This window comes from Nitratireductor sp. ATLC21 (genome assembly GCF_057196525.1).
Map to the genome: position 1 here is coordinate 293,316 of NZ_JBXUOU010000003.1, position 16,865 is coordinate 310,180.

Annotated in this window: 16 protein-coding genes; 8 read left to right on the forward strand and 8 right to left on the reverse strand. The window is 60.9% G+C overall.

Annotation, left to right across the window (positions count from 1 at the left end; translation table 11 throughout):
• Positions 1–89 precede the first annotated feature (89 nt).
• Both AC2CHD_RS15835 and AC2CHD_RS15840 read left to right on the forward strand, forming a co-directional pair.
• Positions 90–830 carry a Bax inhibitor-1/YccA family protein gene (locus AC2CHD_RS15835; protein WP_484554460.1) on the forward strand — a complete coding sequence of 247 codons (741 nt, stop codon included), beginning with the start codon at positions 90–92 and terminating at the stop codon, positions 828–830.
• A gap of 86 nt (positions 831–916) precedes the next feature.
• Complete coding sequence (locus tag AC2CHD_RS15840; protein WP_484554461.1) at positions 917–1,489, forward strand: GNAT family N-acetyltransferase; 573 nt, start codon at positions 917–919, stop codon at positions 1,487–1,489.
• A gap of 7 nt (positions 1,490–1,496) precedes the next feature.
• Here AC2CHD_RS15840 and AC2CHD_RS15845 read toward each other — a convergent pair whose 3' ends face one another.
• The 3 genes from AC2CHD_RS15845 to acnA form a co-directional block, all read right to left on the reverse strand.
• On the reverse strand, positions 1,497–1,880 hold the full coding sequence (locus AC2CHD_RS15845) for a DUF2794 domain-containing protein (RefSeq protein WP_229449517.1): 384 nt from the start codon (positions 1,878–1,880) through the stop codon (positions 1,497–1,499).
• Positions 1,881–2,406: 526 nt separating this feature from the next.
• Positions 2,407–3,171 (reverse strand): DUF1223 domain-containing protein, encoded by a 765-nt coding sequence (locus AC2CHD_RS15850; RefSeq protein WP_229449518.1) that lies wholly within the window; start codon positions 3,169–3,171, stop codon positions 2,407–2,409.
• 173 nt (positions 3,172–3,344) lie between these two features.
• Positions 3,345–6,041 carry an aconitate hydratase AcnA gene (gene acnA, locus AC2CHD_RS15855; RefSeq protein WP_229449519.1) on the reverse strand — a complete coding sequence of 899 codons (2,697 nt, stop codon included), beginning with the start codon at positions 6,039–6,041 and terminating at the stop codon, positions 3,345–3,347.
• 282 nt (positions 6,042–6,323) lie between these two features.
• On the opposite strand from acnA, the gene ccmA reads away from it, so the two are divergent.
• The 6 genes from ccmA to AC2CHD_RS15885 all read left to right on the forward strand — a co-directional run bounded on the left by ccmA (position 6,324) and on the right by AC2CHD_RS15885 (position 10,364).
• Positions 6,324–6,935, forward strand: coding sequence for a heme ABC exporter ATP-binding protein CcmA (ccmA, locus tag AC2CHD_RS15860; RefSeq protein WP_484554742.1), 612 nt, complete (start codon positions 6,324–6,326; stop codon positions 6,933–6,935).
• Positions 6,936–6,984: 49 nt separating this feature from the next.
• The gene (gene ccmB, locus AC2CHD_RS15865; protein WP_484554462.1) at positions 6,985–7,650 is read left to right on the forward strand and encodes a heme exporter protein CcmB; all 666 of its coding nucleotides are present in this window, start codon (positions 6,985–6,987) and stop codon (positions 7,648–7,650) included.
• Between the two features lie 43 nt (positions 7,651–7,693).
• Positions 7,694–8,482: a heme ABC transporter permease gene (locus tag AC2CHD_RS15870; RefSeq protein WP_484554463.1), complete on the forward strand. Its 789-nt coding sequence runs from the start codon at positions 7,694–7,696 to the stop codon at positions 8,480–8,482.
• Complete coding sequence (ccmD, locus tag AC2CHD_RS15875) at positions 8,479–8,646, forward strand: heme exporter protein CcmD (RefSeq protein WP_007010672.1); 168 nt, start codon at positions 8,479–8,481, stop codon at positions 8,644–8,646. The genes AC2CHD_RS15870 and ccmD overlap by 4 nt, the downstream gene beginning before the upstream one ends.
• The gene (locus AC2CHD_RS15880) at positions 8,643–9,227 is read left to right on the forward strand and encodes a DsbE family thiol:disulfide interchange protein (RefSeq protein WP_484554464.1); all 585 of its coding nucleotides are present in this window, start codon (positions 8,643–8,645) and stop codon (positions 9,225–9,227) included. Before ccmD ends, AC2CHD_RS15880 begins: the two co-directional genes overlap by 4 nt.
• Positions 9,228–9,329: 102 nt before the next feature.
• Positions 9,330–10,364, forward strand: a complete 1,035-nt coding sequence (locus tag AC2CHD_RS15885) for a DUF2332 domain-containing protein (RefSeq protein ID WP_484554465.1) — start codon at positions 9,330–9,332, stop codon at positions 10,362–10,364.
• Positions 10,365–10,563: 199 nt separating this feature from the next.
• On the opposite strand, the gene AC2CHD_RS15890 is transcribed toward AC2CHD_RS15885, so the two are convergent.
• The 5 genes from AC2CHD_RS15890 to AC2CHD_RS15910 form a co-directional block, all read right to left on the reverse strand.
• Positions 10,564–11,175, reverse strand: a complete 612-nt coding sequence (locus AC2CHD_RS15890; RefSeq protein ID WP_484554466.1) for a LysE family translocator — start codon at positions 11,173–11,175, stop codon at positions 10,564–10,566.
• Between the two features lie 4 nt (positions 11,176–11,179).
• Positions 11,180–11,791, reverse strand: coding sequence for a LysE family translocator (locus tag AC2CHD_RS15895; RefSeq protein ID WP_007010668.1), 612 nt, complete (start codon positions 11,789–11,791; stop codon positions 11,180–11,182).
• Between the two features lie 394 nt (positions 11,792–12,185).
• On the reverse strand, positions 12,186–14,009 hold the full coding sequence (typA, locus tag AC2CHD_RS15900; protein ID WP_065816830.1) for a translational GTPase TypA: 1,824 nt from the start codon (positions 14,007–14,009) through the stop codon (positions 12,186–12,188).
• 127 nt (positions 14,010–14,136) lie between these two features.
• The gene (locus AC2CHD_RS15905; RefSeq protein WP_484554467.1) at positions 14,137–15,066 is read right to left on the reverse strand and encodes an MBL fold metallo-hydrolase; all 930 of its coding nucleotides are present in this window, start codon (positions 15,064–15,066) and stop codon (positions 14,137–14,139) included.
• A gap of 194 nt (positions 15,067–15,260) precedes the next feature.
• Positions 15,261–16,829, reverse strand: a complete 1,569-nt coding sequence (locus AC2CHD_RS15910) for an alkaline phosphatase D family protein (protein WP_484554468.1) — start codon at positions 16,827–16,829, stop codon at positions 15,261–15,263.
• Between the last annotated feature and the right edge of the window lie 36 nt (positions 16,830–16,865).

The window sequence follows — 16,865 nt, forward strand, 5'->3', positions numbered from 1 at the left end:
TATTTGATCTACGCATGCTGGTATCCCGCCAGCGGCGCACGGTCTTTCAGGCCGTCACCGGACGGGATTTAAGCCAGAAAGGGGTAATTATGGCTGACCTTCGTAACTATCAGGCCCGCGCAACGCCCGGCGTGCGCGCGGACGCGGCCATCGACGAGGGCCTGCGCGCCTATATGATCCGCGTCTACAACCTTATGGCGCTCGGCCTGGCGATCACCGGCCTTGCAGCGTTTGGCGCGTTCAACCTTGCCATTGCCGACGGCCAGCTCACGGCTTTCGGCCAGCTCATCTATGCCAGCGCCTTCCGCTGGGTTGTCATTCTTGCACCGCTTGCGCTGGTGTTTTTCCTGAGCTTCCGCATTCAAAACATGAGCGTGGGAGCGGCGCAGACGACCTTCTGGGTCTACTCGGCCCTCGTGGGTCTTTCTCTGTCGACGATTTTCCTCGTCTTCACGGGGGAGAGCATCGTCCGCACCTTCTTCATCACCGCCGCTTCGTTTGGCGCGCTGTCGCTCTGGGGTTACACGACTAAGCGTGACCTTTCGGGCATGGGGTCGTTCCTGTTCATGGGTCTGATCGGCATCATCATTGCCTCGATCGTGAACATCTTCCTTGGCTCGTCGGCGCTGCAGTTCGCCATTTCGGTGATCGGTGTGCTGGTGTTCGCCGGCCTGACGGCCTACGACACCCAGCAGATCAAGGAGATGTATTACGAGGGCGACGACGCCACCGTATCCGGTCGCAAGGCGATCATGGGCGCTCTGCGTCTCTATCTCGACTTCATCAACCTGTTCATGTTCCTGCTGCAGTTCCTCGGTAATCGCGAGTAGTGCACACCGACACTGAAACAGTGTTATGTAAGGGCGGCTTCCGAGCCGCCCTTTTCTTTTGCCGCCACAAGCCTTGTCGAGTTTCCATGACAGCCACCATTCGCCCTGTTCATCCGGATGATGTTCCCGCGATTACCCGAATCTATGCCCATGCCGTGTCAAAAGGGACAGCCAGCTATGAGCTGGAACCGCCTGGCGAGGCCGAGATGCGCGAACGCATGGATGCGCTTGTGGGAAATGGTTATCCCTATATCGTTGTCGAGGAGGGAAACAATATTCTCGGCTATGCTTATGCGGGGCCGTTTCGCGCGCGGCGGGCTTATCGTTTCATGGTCGAGGATTCGGTTTACCTCGCGCCCGAAGCCCAGGGGCGTGGGCTGGGTCGACTCTTGCTCCAGGCTTTGGTGGATGCGTGCGAGCGGTGCGGATTCCGTCAGATTGTCGCCGTCATTGGCGACGGCTCGCCGCAAAGCGCTTCGGTGAAATTGCACCGCTCCATGGGGTTTCGCGATGCCGGCATGCTTCGCGGCAGTGGCTATAAACATGAGCGCTGGCTCGACACGGTGTTTATGCAGCGCGCGCTGAATGAAGGTGACGATAGGCCACCTGATCCCGATTCCGTCCCCGAACGCTTGTTCCGGGGAGAGAGATTGTCCTGATGTCGCGTCAGGTAACGAGTTTCAGCTTCTTGTCGAACACCGCCAAGACGCGCGCCAATTCGTGTCCGCGTTTCAGGATTGCACCGGTCGCCGCAATGACACTGTAGGCACCTTGCTTTCGTGTCAGCTTGGGGTCTTTGACGATCTGAAAAAGCGGCACTTCGCTGGTCCGCCTGAATACGGAGAACACGGCCCGGTCCTTCAGATGGTCGATGGCATAGTCCCGCCATTCGCCCGCGGCAACCATGTGGCCATAAATGCGCAGGATCTGATCCAGTTCGCGCCGCTCGAAGGTTACGGGAAGGTCCGAACGTGCCCTGCGTGCCTCGTGCAGCGGGATCAGTATTCCGGACCCGTCCCTATCCTCCCCGGCGCTGCCGTAATCGGTCATCGGCTGTACCTCATGACGATTTGGTGACAGTGGAAGGTTCGCCTGCCATAGGCCGAATTGCAAGCCCGCATTGCCTCAATCCATATTTCACCACCCGCATGAGACTGCGAGGGCTGTCATCCTTCTTGATGGCATGAGCATCAGAGTGGTTACATCCGTGCACATCTTTTGCCGACGTATGTGTTCGAGCTCTGCAAGCCTCATCTCTTAGCCGGTAGTCACAAATCGGGACCGATTGTCGGAATTGGTGATGGCTTGCCTTTTTCTTGCCGCAATTTGTTCAAGCTCACGCCCCATTGTGCCGCAACGATCCCAACGTTGCCTGAGACGGTTCGGTCCGGACACGGATCCCGAAAACCCCAAGCCCCCCCGCCCTCGGGGTCATGACCGGATCGAACCAACTCTCGGACGCCCGAGCGAGGCAACGGTCCCAAAGGAATACAGCCGGTGCTGAATGAGTCAGCACCGGTTTTTCTTTTGGGACCAGCTCCTCGGACATTGGGGCTCGAGGGGGGTCGAGCGGGTGTTATGGGTTGAGGGCAATGGCTCCAAGTATGGCGCCAGGCAAACCGTTCTCATCGACCCGTTGGAGCAACAAGGCGCAGCCATTGCCCTTCTGGATCAGTTCCGATCTGGGCATCTCGAAATTCTTCGCGGCGCCGTCCCACATGCCGATGGTCTGGATCCGGTTGACCGCGTTTCGATACTCGATAGTGCGTCCGCGATTCTCCCCGGCCCGAATCTCCACTGTGGTTCTCGGTGTATAGTCGACAAAGACGAGATGCGCGCTGAGGTCTTCACCATCAAGGCCTTCGGGCAATGCGCCGACGCTTACGATTATGCTGTCACCTCTGTCCTCTAAAGACAGATCCACCTGAAGCCCCGCCGCGGTGCCCGCCAGCGCTTCAAGGGTCGACACCACCTTGGTTCGGTTGGCGCCGTTCATGTCTTGGCGCCCATTGACGATAGCCTGAGGTGTATAAACCGAACTCTTCTGAAGAGTACCTGCGTATTTCCTCTGCCGTTCAGAGTTGGCCGGATGCGCCAATGCGTCTCGCCAACCCAGGTAATCCCAGTAATCGACATGATAGGCAAGGGCGACCACATCTTCTCGGGAGGCGAGCTCGTCAAGAACCGCGTCCGCTGGAGGGCACGAGTTGCAGCCCTGACTCGTAAAGAGTTCTACCACGCCAATTGGGCGAACCGTGTTTTCGGCTCCCGCAGGACCGATAAGGGCGAGAAAGCCTAAAGCCAGGGCAAGGATATGGCCTGGTGTCCAGAGCCGGAACATACGCTCTCCGTTTGGAATGTGAAGCGAATATTGCTTTGTTTCAGAACTATAGGAGCGAGCGTACCTCAACAAGAAGTCACGTTCAGGTGAGCCGATTAACTGAGCGTCTTGAACTCAAAAAAAACCGCCGGCGTCTCCACCGGCGGTCTGATCAGTGTGTTTGCGTGGCCCTATCAGGCGGCCAGGTCGCGCAGCACGTATTGCAGGATGCCACCGTTCTTGAAGTACTCAAGCTCATCCAGCGTGTCGATGCGGCACAGAAGAGGAACCTCCTTGACCGAACCGTCGGCAAAGGTGATCTTCGCGTTCACGGTTGCACGCGGCTTGATGGTCTCGAGCCCGTCGATGGTGACGGTCTCGTCGCCCTTCAGGCCGAGCTTTGCCCAGCTCGTTCCTTCGTCGGCAAAGACGAAAGGAATGACGCCCATGCCCACCAGATTGGAGCGGTGGATGCGCTCGTAGCTTTCTGCGATGACGGCGCGGACACCGAGCAGGTTGGTGCCCTTAGCAGCCCAGTCGCGGGAAGAACCGTTGCCGTATTCGCCACCAGCGAAAACCACCAGCGGAACACCTTCCTTGCGATATTCCATGGCTGCGTCGTAGATCGACATCTCCTCCTTGGAGGGATAGTGGATCGTGTAGCCGCCTTCGGTACCGTTTTCGCCCAGCATGTGGTTGCGGATGCGGATGTTGGCGAAGGTGCCGCGCATCATCACCTCATGGTTGCCGCGACGCGTGCCGTACTGGTTGAAGTCGGCAACGCCCACGCCATTGTCCATCAGGTATTTGCCGGCTGGCGACTGTGCCTTGATGGAACCGGCCGGTGAAATGTGGTCGGTGGTGATCTTGTCGCCGAACAGGCCGAGAATGCGCGCATTCTTGATGTCGCTCACATCGCCGGTCGTCTTCTTCATGCCGACAAAATAGGGCGGGTTCTGCACATAGGTCGACTTGTCGTCCCATGCATAGGTCTCGCCTTCCGGCACCTGCACGGCCTGCCAGTTTTCGTCGCCCTTGAAGACCTCGGCATATTTCTTCTCGAAGAGATCGCGGGTGACGTTCTTCTGGATGAATTCCTGGATCTCCTGATTGGAGGGCCAGATGTCCTTCAGATAGACGTCGTTGCCGTCCTTGTCCTGACCGATCGGTTCTTTGGTCAGATCCTTGGTCACCGAACCGGCGAGCGCGTAGGCGACGACGAGCGGCGGTGAGGCCAGGTAGTTGGCCTGCACATCCGGCGAGATGCGGCCTTCGAAGTTGCGGTTGCCGGAGAGAACGCCGGCAGCGATCAGGCCCTTGTCGTTGATGGTCTTGGAGACCGGGGCCGGAAGCGGGCCGGAGTTGCCGATGCAGGTCGTGCAGCCGAAGCCGACGAGGTTGAAGCCGATCTGGTCGAGCTCCTTCTGGAGGCCGGAATTCTCAAGATATTCCGCAACCACCTGGGAACCGGGTGCGAGCGACGTCTTCACCCATGGCTTCTGCTTGAGGCCGAGGCGGTTGGCGTTGCGGGCCAGCAGGCCGGCGCCGATGAGCACGCTTGGGTTTGAGGTGTTGGTGCAGGAGGTGATGGCGGCAATCGCCACGTCGCCATGGCCAAGATCGTAATCCTCGCCCTCAACCTGCCAGCGCTGTTCCAGCGTGGACGGATCCTTTTTGTATTCCTTCTCGAGCGATTCGGCGAAGCCGGATGCAATGTTCTCGAGCGGAATGCGGCCTTCCGGACGCTTCGGGCCGGCCATGGAGGGAACCACGTCGCCGAGGTCGAGCTCGAGCGTATCGGTGAAGACCGGATGCTCGGTGCCCGTCTCGCGGAACATGCCCTGCGCCTTGCAGTAGGCTTCCACCAGCGCGATGCGCTCCTTGGAACGGCCGGAGACATTGAGATAGTTCAGCGTTTCCGAATCAACCGGGAAGAAGCCGCAGGTCGCGCCGTATTCCGGGCCCATATTGCCGATGGTGGCAGCGTCGGCCAGTGTCAGATGGTCGAGGCCCTCGCCGAAGAACTCGACGAACTTGCCGACCACGCCCTTCTTGCGCAGCATCTGCACGACGGTGAGCACCAAATCGGTGGCCGTGACGCCTTCTTTCAGCTTGCCGGTGAGCTTGAAGCCGATAACTTCCGGCAGGAGCATGGAGATCGGCTGGCCGAGCATGGCCGCTTCCGCCTCGATGCCGCCAACGCCCCAGCCAAGCACGCCGAGACCATTGATCATGGTCGTGTGCGAATCGGTGCCGACGCAGGTGTCAGGATAGGCAATCGTCTTGCCGTCCTCATCCTTCGTCCAGACGGTCTGGCCGAGATATTCGAGGTTCACCTGGTGGCAGATGCCGGTGCCGGGCGGAACGACGCGGAAGTTCTTGAACGCCTTCTGACCCCATTTGAGGAAGCGATAGCGCTCGCCATTGCGCTGGTATTCCAGCTCCACATTGCGCGCGAAGGCCTTCGGCGTGCCGAACTCATCGACAATGACCGAGTGGTCGATAACGAGGTCAACCGGAACAAGTGGGTTGATCTTCTGCGGGTCACCGCCGAGCGAAACCATGGCATCGCGCATGGCAGCCAGATCCACCACGGCGGGAACACCGGTGAAATCCTGCATCAGCACGCGGGCCGGGCGGTAGGCGATCTCGTGACCGGCCGTGCCGCGGTCGTCGAGCCAAGCCGCGACTGCCTCGATGTCGGACTTGGTGACCGAGCGTCCGTCTTCGTTGCGCAGCAGGTTTTCAAGCAGCACCTTCATGGAGAAGGGCAGGCGGGAAATGCCTTCGAGACCGTTTTTCTCGGCCTCCTTGAGGTCGAAATAAACATACTCCGCATCCCCCACCTGGAGGGTGCGACGGCAATTGAAACTGTCTAGAGATTTGGTCACGGGCGATCCTATCCTGTTCTGCTATCCGAAACGGGAACGGACTCCTCGAGGCATCACGCGCAAAAGGTGCGGGTACGGTCATTTCCGCTGTCCGCCCCCAAGCGTCCCGGCCGTTCAAGGCGGCGCGCGCGCGGGTATCGGCACAAAGAGTTACACGCCGACCGCTGGCGTGGTTGAGGCGGATATAGAGAATTTTGTAGAAGAGTTCTAGAGTGAGAAATGGCAAATCTGCCATGTCGTAAAAAATTCAGGACCATATCTTTGCCGAAGGACGACCACATGATGCGGCTTGCTGCCGAGGGGCTTGGCGGTGAGCGCGGCGGCGAGACCGTGTTCTCCGGCATCTCCTTCACGCTCGGTGAAGGCGAGGCGCTGACGGTCACGGGGCCAAATGGCGCCGGCAAGTCGACGCTGTTGCGCGTGATCTGCGGCCTTTTGCCAGCCTTGGAGGGCAAGGTGCAGTTTTTCGGTGGAGGGGAGGCGTTTCCGGATGTGGCGTCTGCCTGCCACTATCTCGGTCACCGCAATGCGATGAAAGCAGAGCTTGGCGTCGAGGAGAATTTGCGCTTCTGGCAGGAGTTCATGGGCGAGGCCCATCTGCCGCCGTTCGAGGCGCTGGAGATGGTGGGGCTCGGCGATATCGGCCATTTGCCGTTCGGCTATCTCTCCACGGGGCAGAGACGGCGCGCTTCCATCGCGCGGCTTCTGGTGAGCTATCGGCCCGTCTGGCTGCTCGATGAGCCGACATCCGGCCTCGACAAGGCATCCGAAGCGCAATTCGCCGACCTCATGGGCGTGCACCTCGAAGATGGCGGAATGATCGTGGCTGCCACGCATCTGCCGCTCGGCCTGAAGGGCGCGCAGGAGCTGAAGATGGGGGAGGCTGCGGGTTGACGATGCTGGACGTGCGCCACCTCAAACAGCAACCATCCCGGTTTGCACCATGCTAGCGCTTTTCCGACGCGAATTGCAGATTGGCGTGCGCACCGGCAACGGGGCGCTGACCGGGGTGTTGTTCTTCCTTGCGGTTGTTGCCGTCATACCTTTTGGCGTCGGGCCGGATTTGAACCTTCTGGCGCGCATCGGCCCGGCGATCCTCTGGATCGGCGCGCTGCTTGCCGGCCTTCTCGGGCTTGAACGCCTGTTTCAGGCCGATCGTGAGGACGGTTCTCTGGACCTGATGCTTCTGGCCGACAGCCGGCACATGACGGCGCTGACCGTGTTCGTGAAATGCTGCGCGCACTGGACGGTCAACGTCCTGCCGCTGGTGGTGGTGACGCCCTTGCTCGGCCTTTTCATGAATGTCGAGCCGGTGGGCATTCTGGCGGCTACCGCGACGCTGGCCGTCGGCACGCCGGCCATCACCTTCATTGGCGCGGTCGGGGCGGCCCTCGCCGTGGCGCTGCCGCGCGGCGGGCTTCTGGTTTCGGTGCTCGTGCTGCCGCTCACCATCCCGGTTCTGATCTTCGGTGTGGCGGCGGCGCGTGGAGCGGTGGCCGACCCCGATCCATTTCTGCCGCCTTTCCTCATTCTTGCCGCGCTGATGCTGTTCTTTGCCGTCATCGGGCCGCTGGCCGCTTCCCTTGCACTGCGCTGGGGCGGCGACTGATGTGCGGCAATCGATTCGATTGCGGAACAGGACACGCAACGCTATGGGTTCAGGCATGACAAACGCCACGCCGCAAGCCTCCACGCTCTCCGGTCGCCTGACGGCGCTCGCCAATCCCACGCGTTTTCTCGCGCTGGCCGACACGCTTGTTCCATGGCTCGGCGGTCTTTCGCTGGCCGTTCTCGCTGCCGGCTTCTACATGGCGTTCTCCGCTCCGGAAGACTACCAGCAGGGCATCACCGTGCGGATCATGTACATCCACGTGCCGTTCGCCTGGCTTGCCATGTTCTGCTATTCGCTGATGGCCATATCCGCTCTTGGAACACTGGTGTGGAAACACCCGCTTGCCGATGTGGCGCTGAAAGCCGCTGCGCCCATTGGCGCGGCCTTCACCGCGCTCGCCTTGTTCACCGGCTCCGTCTGGGGCAAGCCCATGTGGGGCACGTGGTGGGTCTGGGATGCGCGGCTGACCTCCGTCTTCATCCTGTTCCTGATGTATCTCGGCATCATTGCCCTGACGCGGGCCATGGACGATCCCGGCCGTTCGGCGCGGGCTGCGGCAATTCTCACGCTCGTCGGTTTCGTCAACATACCGATCATCAAGTTCTCGGTGGACTGGTGGAACACGCTGCATCAGCCGGCTTCGGTGTTCCGCCTCGATGGGCCAACGATCCACGCCTCGCTGCTGTGGCCGCTGCTCATCTGTGCGCTGGGCTTTACTCTGCTTTTCGTCACGCTGCATCTGATGGCGATGCGCGCGGACATCTGGCGCCGTCGTGTTGTCGCCATGCGCCGGCTTTCGGCGCGGGCGGCGGAAAGGGCGCTCCGATGACCCACGCAGCCTATGTCTTCGCCGCCTACGGGATCTCGGCGCTGGTGATCGCGGGGCTCGGCCTTTGGATCCTGATCGATCAGGCCGGCCGCAAGCGAGAGCTCAAGGAGCTTGAGGAGCGTGGCATTCGCCGTCGCTCGGACCGCAAGGCGCCGAAGAAATGAGCGTGACAAGCGAAAAGCCGGCCCGTTCGCGGCGGCTTCTGTTCCTGCTGCCGCTGTTGCTTTTTCTGGCGCTTTCGGCCGTCTTTCTGATGCAGCTCTTTTCCGGCAAGGATAGCTCTCTCGTGCCATCCGCACTGATTGGCCGCCCCGCGCCGCAGACCGATCTTCCACCGCTCGAGGGGATGAACCTGCCCGGTCTGTCATCGGGGGCCTTCAGCGGCCGGGTCACGCTGGTTAATGTTTGGGGTTCCTGGTGCCTGCCATGCCGTCAGGAGCACCCGCTGCTGATGCAGCTCGCCACGGATGAGCGCGTCGTGATTGCGGGACTCAACTACAAGGACAAGCCGGAAAACGCCCGCCGGTTTCTGGGCGATCTCGGCAATCCCTACGATGCCATCGGTGTCGACCAGAATGGCCGCGCGGCAATGGACTGGGGTGTCTATGGCGTTCCTGAAACCTTTCTCGTCGGACCTGATGGCACGATTCGCTACAAGCATGTGGGGCCGTTCACGCCCGAGAGTATCCGCGAAAGTCTGATGCCCGAGATTGAAAAAGCTCTGGCGGAGCGCCCGTTGGGCTGATTGGCCATGCCATATTCTCTGGCCCAGATAAAATGCTGCACTGCAGCAAAAGTGCCGTGAAACGCATGCTAGGATTTTCATCCCAACGAACAGGAGGGATGTATGACGACCCATGTCAGCGCGCATTTCGAGAAGCAGGCGCAGGCCTGCGATCGCATGGGCTCTCCCTTCACGGCGCAACTGTGCCGTCTTCTGCCTGACATACTGGACCGCGAGACCGCCACCGGCGCGTGCGTGCTCGGCTGGCCGGGCGAGGCCGGGGAGGATGCGCTGGCGCTGCGTCTGTGTGGCGGGCTCCATGCGCTTGTGCTTGCCGGTGAGGATGCCGCACTTGCCGGGGTCTATCCACCAAACGCGGCTCCACCTGAGGCGCTTCGAAAGGCCGTGAGTGCTGCCATCGCCCGCCATGATGAGCGTCTTTGCGCCAATCTGGACAGCCCACCACAGACCAACGAGATCGGTCGTTCGGCGATGCTCCTGCCGGGTTTTCTCCAGATCGCGCGCGACACAGGCCTGCCGCTCGATCTTTATGAAATCGGCTCGAGTGCAGGGCTCAACCTTCTGTTTGACCGCTTTCACTACCGCTATGGCGATAGCGTATGGGGCGACGCCGCTTCACCCGTGAGGCTGGCGCCCGAGACGCGGGGGGCAGCCCCGGACCTGTCGGGGGCGCTGTATATCGCCACGCGCCAGGGCAGCGACATCGCGCCCATCGACGTGTCCCGTGATGATCAGCGGTTGCGATTGACTTCCTATGTGTGGGCCGATCAGGAGGCGCGGCTTTCCCGCCTGCGCGCGGCAATCGAGCTGGCAAACGAGACGCCTTTCGCACTGGAAAAGGCGGATGCCGCTGACTTTGTAGATGCCGCACTTGCCGCCCGCCGGCCCGATCGGGTCACGGTGCTGTTCCATTCGATCATGTGGCAATACCTTCGCCATGAAACGCGGACCCGTATAGAGACCGCGCTTGAAACGGCTGCCCAGGCAGGCGGCCCGCCCATCGCCTGGCTGTGCATGGAACCCTCGGACACGAATGAGCCATTCGCGCTGGTTTCGCTCACGCTGTGGCCAACCGGAGAGCGCCGCGATCTTGCGCGCTGCGACTTCCATGGCCGCTGGATAGAGTGGTTGCTCTAATGCATGTCGCTTCCAAATGAATTCATTTGAAAGACAACGAGCATGCATCATTTGAAAGTGTTACAGCGTCCTTTGCGCGTCTTATAAGACGCGCGGCGCTGTAGATCGCCATGCGTCCATCCGGACGCGCGGCGATCCAGACTATTGATGGAGCATCGGAATAGTCCGAAAACCGGGTTCCACTTTTCGGTCCGATGCTCTAGCGCGTTGCGATGGCCGCCGCAGCACCGGCCATCATCGAGGCGCTGGTGCGGTTCGCAATCCGCATGGCGCGCGGGCTTTTGAGCAGCCTTCGTGCCTGCGTGGCGGCAAGCACCCATACGGCATCCACCGCCACCAGAACAACCACCATGGTGAGCGTCAGCTCCGCCCAGCCGATCAGCGTCACGGAGGCGACGTCGATGATGGTGGGCAAAAGCGCCAGATAGAACATCATGATTTTCGGATTGCCGAGGGTCACTGCCATGCCGGTGAAGAAGAGACGCAGGCGCGAGCCGGCATTGGGCAGGGCTTCGCTACCCGTTTCCACGGGCGCAATCCACATCTTCCATGCGAGATAGAGCAGATAGGCCACGCCCGCATATTTGATCACCACGAAAGCCATGTGGAAGGTCTCCGCCACATAGGCGAGGCCTAAAATGGCGAAGGAAAGCCAGATTCCCTCGCCGATCCACATGGCGGCCAGGAACGGCAACACATCGCGCCAGCCGCGCGTGATGACGCGGGCAACCAGCGCCGCGATGCTGGGGCCGGGAGAGCCGGCCGCGACAAGCAGGGCGCCGGCAAAGATGATGAGGGCGGAGATATCCATTGTTCTACCTTGCTGAGAGCGCCAGGCGCAGGCCGAGCGCGGCAAAGGCTGCCGCAAACGAGCGCCGCAGCCATTTCATGATGGTCGGGCTCGACAGGACCCGGCCGCGCACGAGCGAGGCCATCTGACCATAGAGCACGAAGACGACGAAGGTCATCGCCATAAAGATGAAGCCCAGCCATGCCATATCGAGCGCGGGCATTGCGCTTTCGGCGGGAATGAACTGGGGCAGAAAGGCCAAAAAGAAGATCGAGAGCTTTGGGTTCAGAATGTTGATCAGGAAGCCGCGTCGGATGATCGCCCGATGCGGGATCGCGCTGCGGTCGGGTTCGGCATTCAGCATGCCGTTCTCCTTCAGTGCGCCCCATGCCATCCAGAGGAGATAGAGCACCCCGGCGAATTTCACGATCTGGAACAGCATCGCGCTGGCATGCAGCAGGGCGGCGATGCCGAGGATCGCGGCTGCGATATGGGGCAGAATGCCGAGCGTGCAACCGAACGCGGCCGAAACGGATGCCAGCCCGCCGCGGCCAAGCGCGATGGCCAGTGTGTAGATCACACCAGTGCCTGGAATGAGCACGACGACAAGCGCCGTGAGCAGGAATGCGGGATCCATTGGGGGGCTCCTCCACGAAGGTACGGAGATTAGGGCGCCATGTATGGAAACTGTCAACCCGGATGGCGGGATGTATTGACGGCTGAGCCTGGCACCCTCGCCCTTCGACGAGCTCAGGGTGAGGGTTACTGAGGACGACCAGTAAGCTCACCATTGAAATGTCGAGGTGACAGAGCGGTGGGCGGTTGATCCTCGCGGACGATACACCTTTCGAGCCACTGCCACGTCCCAGTAACCCTCATCCTGAGCTTGTCGAAGGGCGAGGGTGCTGGGCAACAACGTCGATGTTGCTCTCAAGACGCACAGTATCAGAACTCAAAAAGAGGATGATGACGCCGCATTCTCGCTGGTTTAGAGCCCGCAAGGCAAGTGCGGGCTCATGTGCCAGTCAACCTCAAGCGGCGCCGGCGCGGCTTTTCTCGAAGCGTTTCCGCTCGTGCGGGTCGAGATAGAGTTTGCGCAGGCGGATCGACTTCGGCGTCACTTCCACCAGCTCGTCTTCCTGGATCCAGGAAAGCGCGCGCTCCAGCGTCATGCGGATCGGCGGGGTCAGTTTCACCGCTTCATCCTTGCCAGCGGCGCGGATGTTGGTGAGCTTCTTCCCCTTCAGCACGTTCACTTCCAGATCGTTGTCGCGGGAGTGAATGCCGATGATCATGCCCTGATAGACTTTCACGCCGGCGTCGATCACCATCGGGCCGCGATCTTCCAGGTTGAACAGGGCGTAGGCCGCTGCCTCGCCGTCATCATTGGAGATCAGGACGCCGTTCACGCGGCCGCCGATCTCGCCCTTGTAGGGCTGATAATCGTGGAACAGCCGGTTCATGATGGCCGTGCCGCGCGTGTCGGTCAAAAGCTCCGACTGATAGCCGATCAGGCCGCGCGTGGGCGCGTGAAAGACGAGGCGCTGGCGGTCACCGCCGGAGGGGCGCAGCTCGATCATCTCGGCCTTGCGCTCCGACATTTTCTGCACGACGACGCCGGAATGCTCCTCGTCCACATCGATGACCACTTCCTCGATGGGCTCCAGAAGCTGGCCGCTTTCGTCCTTCTGCATCACCACGCGGGGGCGCGAGACGGCGAGCTCGAAGCCCTCACGGCGCATGGTTTCGATGAGAACGGCGAGCTGAAGTTCGCCACGGCCGGACACGTAGAAGGAATCCTTGTCGTCGGCTTCCTCGATCTTCAGCGCCACATTGCCCTCGGCTTCCTTCAGAAGCCGGTCGCGGATCACGCGGCTCGTCACCTTGTCGCCCTCGGTGCCGGCCAGCGGCGAGTCGTTGACGATGAAGCTCATGGTCACGGTCGGCGGGTCGATCGGCTGAGCTTCCATCGGCTGGGTGACCGACGGATCGCAGAACGTGTCGGCGACGGTGCCCTTGGAGAGACCTGCAATGGCGACGATGTCGCCTGCATGGGCCTCCTCGATGGGCTGGCGCTCGAGCCCGCGGAAGGCGAGGATCTTGGAGATGCGTCCGTTTTCCAGAAGCGTGCCGTCGTGATGCAGCACCTTCACGGCCTGGTTCGGCTTGATGGATCCGGCCGCGATACGGCCGGTAATGATGCGGCCGAGGAAGGGGTTGGCTTCCAGAATGGTGCCGATCATGCGGAAAGGGCCGGGCTCGGTGGTGGGCTCGGGCACATGCTTGAGCACGAGGTCGAACAGCGGGGCGAGACCCTGATCCTTGGGACCTTCGGGCTCGTAGTTCATCCAGCCGTCGCGGCCCGAGCCGTAGAGGATCGGAAAGTCGAGCTGCTCGTCAGTGGCGTCGAGCGCGGCGAAGAGGTCGAACACCTCGTTGATCACCTCGTCGGCACGGGCGTCCGGACGGTCGATCTTGTTGATGGCGACGATCGGCTTCAGACCGACCTTGAGCGCCTTGCCGACAACGAACTTGGTCTGGGGCATCGGACCTTCGGCCGCGTCCACCAGAAGCACGGCGCCATCCACCATGGAGAGGATGCGCTCCACCTCGCCGCCGAAATCGGCGTGGCCGGGCGTGTCGACGATGTTGATGCGGGTGTCCTTCCACTCCACCGAAGTGGCCTTGGCAAGAATGGTGATGCCGCGTTCTTTTTCGAGGTCGTTGGAGTCCATGGCCCGCTCGGCGACGCGCTGGTTGTCGCGGAAGGCGCCGGACTGCTTCATAAGCTCGTCGACGAGTGTCGTTTTCCCATGGTCAACGTGGGCGATGATCGCAATATTGCGCAGTTTCATATGTGCTCTTTGGGGTCGGTAGGCGCGCGAAAGGCATGGCGCGGCCAGTTGCGTTGCCGCGCTCATACAGGTTTTTTCGCAATTGCGAAAGTGCGCAGTGCCAATGCCGGGCGAGAGCCGGCCGTGTTTAGCCCCAGCTTGCGCCTTCCAGCGCGTTTAGAGGAAACTTCAGATAGCGCTTGCCATTGGCTTCCGGCGCCGGCAGTTGCCCTGCATTCATGTTTACCTGCAAGGCATGGAGGATGAGCTTGGGCATGGGCAGGGTTTTATCGCGCGCCTCACGCATCGCGACGAATTCTGCTTCCGTCTTGCACTTGGAAATATGGCTGTTGGTGGCCCGTTGCTCGGCAACGGTGCTTTTAAAACGCGGCTCGCGCCCACCCGGCTGATAGTCGTGTCCGACAAAGATGCGGGTCTCGTCAGGCAGGCTGAGAATCTCTTGAATGGACTTCCAGAGCCGTTCGGCGCTGCCGCCGGGAAAATCGCAGCGGGCGGTCCCGGAATCGGGCATGAACAGCGTGTCGTGAACGAACGCTGCATCGCCGATCACATAGGTAATCGAAGCCAGGGTGTGACCGGGCGAGAACATCACCTTTGCTGGCAGTGTCCCAATGGAGAAAGTCTCGCCATCGGCAAACAGCCTGTCCCATTGCGAGCCGTCTGCCTTGAAGTCGGGCCAGTTGTAGATCGTCTTCCAGAGCTTCTGGACCTCGATAACCTTCACGCCAATGGCCGTGGGTTTACCCGTCTTCTCCTTGAGATAGCCTGCGGCGGAGAAATGGTCGGCATGGGGATGCGTGTCCAGAATCCACTCAAGCTCCAGGCCTTTCTCATGAATAAATGCCAGAAGCTTGTCCGCGTGCTCCGTGGAGGTGTTGCCGGATTTTTCGTCGAAATCGAGAACCGGGTCGATAATAGCGCATTTTCCGGTTGCCGGGTCGGCAACGATATATTGGGCGGAAAAGGTGCGCTTGTCGAAGAAGACGGTCACATCCGGCCGTGCGGAAGCAGTTCTCACCGCCGAATCGGCTTGCTGAGGCGCCTGCGTATGGTCCATCGTGCTCTCCGTGAGTGCTCGTGATGCAAGCTAGATAGTGCCGATGGGAAAAAGATTCAATTTTCCCGACTGCGACCAATTGGGCATGTCGTTCTAACAAATTGGTGGTTTGAGCCAACAGTTGGCTTATTCTTTTAAAGACGCGCAAGAAAAAACCGGGGCCAGAGACCCCGGTTGATGGTTGCCAAACCCGCTCAGGCAGAGCGCACGGGGTCGAGCGTCACCTTGTAGAGCTCGTTGTCATCGCGATCCATGAGTCGTACCGTCATCTGTTCTGTGCCCGCGTCGATGTCGACGAGACCGAAGAACTGGAAGCCGGCGGAGGGAGGCAGATTTGCCCCCTGTTCCTCGCTTGGGGCCTTCACATATTTGAGTTCCGGACCGAACGTGCCGTCAAGCTTGTTGGGGCCGAACGTGCCGGCGTGAAGCGGGCCGGAAACGAATTCCCAGAAAGGCTTGAAGTCCTGGAAGGCGGCTTTGTCGGGATTGTAGTAATGGGCGGCCGTGTAGTGCACATCGGCGGTGAACCAGACAGTGTTTTCGATGCCGGCATTCTTGATGTAGCGCAGGAGATCGGCGATCTCGAATTCACGGCCTTTCGGGGCGGAATTGTCGCCATTGGCGATGGCCTCGATCTTGTCGCCATCCGGTACCACCAGGCCGATCGGCATGTCGGCGGCAATGACCTTCCATGTGGCGCGGGAGTTGGCAAGCTCGCGCTTCAGCCAGCGGATCTGCTCGTCTCCGAGGAAGCGGGTTTCCTCGCTCGCAGTTTCCTGCAGGCTGTCGGAGTTGGCGGCGCGGTAGGAGCGCATGTCGAGGAAGAAGACGTCGAGCATCGGCCCGTAGGCGATCTTGCGGTAGACCCGGCCCGGCTCTGCGGGGGTATAGCGGATCGGCGTCATTTCATGGAACGCACGGGCCGCGCGGGCCTGCAGCAGGGGCACGGATTTTTCGGTATAGCGATCGTCTTCGGAAAGATCCTTGGAGGCCGACCAGTTGTTGACCACTTCATGGTCGTCCCATTGGAAGAATGTTGGGCAGACGGCGTTCAGCGCGCGCACATGATCATCCATCATGTTGTACTTCCACTGGCCACGGAACTCGTCCAGCGTTTCTGCCACCTTGCGCTTCTCGTCGATGAGAACCGTGTTTTTCCAGACGCTGCTGTCTTTCAGCGTGACCTCGTCCTCCATCGGGCCATCGGCATAGATGGTGTCACCGGAATGGAGGAAGAAATCCGGCCGGTGCTTCTCCATGGTGGCATAGGTTTTCATGCCGGCTTCGTCGATGCCCCAGCCCTGTCCGGCCGTGTCACCCGACCAGGCGAAGCGGATGTTGCGCCGGGCCGAGGGCGCCGTGCGAAAGCGGCCGACGATCCACTCGGAAGTGGCGTTGCTGTCGCTGAGATCGGCAGCGCGCATGCGATAGAAGATCTCCTGGTCCGGCGTGAGATCCGTCAGAAGCCGCTTCACCGCGAAGTCGCTCTCCGGCAGCGCATCCATCGTGGGCAGTCGGGTGGCGTTCGAGAAGCTCTCCGTAGATGAAACCTCGAACTCGATCCGAGCCGGCCGGTCGGCCCGCGTCCAGATCATGCCGCTCGTCGTGTCGACATCGCCGGACTGAACACCATGGGTGAACATCGGGCGCGTAGAGGCCCGCGAGATGGCGGGCATGGAAAGCCCGCCCACGGCGGTGGCGAGTGCGGTTGCGCCGGTTCCAAGGAGGAATTTACGGCGGGTACTCACTGCAAAGGACTTCATGACAGTCTCCCTCAATCTGGTTGATTCTCGGGAGGC